The 1432-nt window shown below is 65.9% G+C and carries 2 protein-coding genes; both read right to left on the reverse strand.

Translation table 11 applies throughout. The features are described 5' to 3' along the window. Positions 1-55 precede the first annotated feature (55 nt). On the reverse strand, positions 56-1210 hold the full coding sequence (locus FJ980_RS31505) for an efflux RND transporter periplasmic adaptor subunit (protein WP_140547424.1): 1155 nt from the start codon (positions 1208-1210) through the stop codon (positions 56-58). Positions 1211-1225: 15 nt separating this feature from the next. After that, the coding region (locus FJ980_RS31510) for an efflux RND transporter permease subunit (RefSeq protein WP_181181380.1) at positions 1226-1432 on the reverse strand (207 nt) is incomplete at its 5' end.

The following is a 1432-nucleotide window of genomic DNA, read 5'->3' on the forward strand; positions in this document are numbered from 1 at the left end:
CCCGCGACCTGTGGGAAGGCCGGGGCGCCGCGCTGAAACCGGGCCTGCGGGGGAGTCAGGTGGCCGGTTTCTGTGGCAGTGGCGAAATCGGCATTCCAGGGCCGATCTTCTGCAGATTGCCTGTTATCACCTGGTCGCCTTCCGTGACTCCGCTCAGGATGGCCACCAGGTCGCCGCTGGTCGGCCCGGTCGAGACCAGCCGCTGGTCGACCGTGTTGCCCTTGCCGACGACGTAGAGATATTTGCCGAGCTGGCTCGAACCCAGTGCCACCTGCGGCACCATCAGCGCATCGGGCTGCTGTTTGACGTGCAGCCGGACGCGGACATATTGGCCAGGCAGCAGCGCGAACTTGGCGTTGCCGATGGTGGCGCGCGCGGTGATGGTGCCGGTCGAATGGTCGATCGTGTTGTCGATGAAGGTGAGTTCACCCTTCTGATGGGCTTCGGTCTCGCCCGGGAGCAGCACCTCGACCTCGATCGGGCCGGCGGCACGAGCTTCCTCGATCTGCGCCAGATCGCTCTCGCTCGGATTGAAGGTTACATAGATCGGGTCGAGCTGCACCAGCGTGTTGAGCACCGTGACGGCGACGCTGACCAGCGTGCCGATCGAGGCCTGGTTACGGCCGATGCGGCCTGCGAAGGGAGCGCGAATCTCCGAATAGCTCAAACTGAGCTCGGCCGAGCGGACCGCCGCCTGGTTGAGCGCCAGCGACGCCTGCGCCTCGCGCAAGGTGCTGGTGCGCTGGTCGAAGCTGTCCTTGGCCAGATAGCCGCTCTTGGCGAGCTCGGTGCCGCGGCCGAGATTGGAGCGGGCATAGTCGAGCGTCGCTGTATCACGCTGCACCTGCGCCTTCGCCTGGTCGAGCGCCGCCTGGAAGTCCTGCGGCGCGATCCTGTAGAGGAGGTCGCCTTTCCTGACGTCGGCGCCGTCTTCGGCGGCTTGCTCTTCCAGGTAGCCCGGCACTCTGGCCTGCAGCGTGACGCTGCGGATCGGTTCGGTGCGGGCGGCATAGTCGAGATAGATCGGGATCGTCTTCTTCACCACGCTGGTCACCGGCACCGGCATGACGAATGCCGCGGGAGCGGGCGTTGCCGCCCCGGCCGTGCCGGCATTGAGGCTGAGGCTGCCCATATCGAGCAGGTGAACGCTCGCCACCGAGATTGCACCCAGCGCGACAGCGGCGCCCAAAGCGATTTTCCATTTACGCATGTTCAGTCTCCAATCTTATTCGGCCGCTTGCGCCATGGGCGGCAAGGCGGGTTCGGCAGTTGGTTCGGAATGCAGGGAAGCGGGCTCTTCACCGCCGCGCCGTTCGCGCAGCTGTTCGATGACCGCATAGAAGACCGGCACGAACACCAGCGACAGGATGGTCGCCGCCACCATGCCGCCGAAGACGGTGGTGCCGATCGATTGCCGGCTGGCAGCACCGGC

Origin of the sequence: Mesorhizobium sp. B1-1-5 (assembly GCF_006443065.1) — a bacterium.
Classification (GTDB): Bacteria; Pseudomonadota; Alphaproteobacteria; order Rhizobiales; family Rhizobiaceae; genus Mesorhizobium.

Excerpts from the sequence above, each read along its gene's own strand:
- FJ980_RS31505 (WP_140547424.1), bottom strand. The coding sequence starts at position 1,210 with ATGCGTAAATGGAAAATCGCTTTGGGCGCCGCTGTCGCGCTGGGTGCA.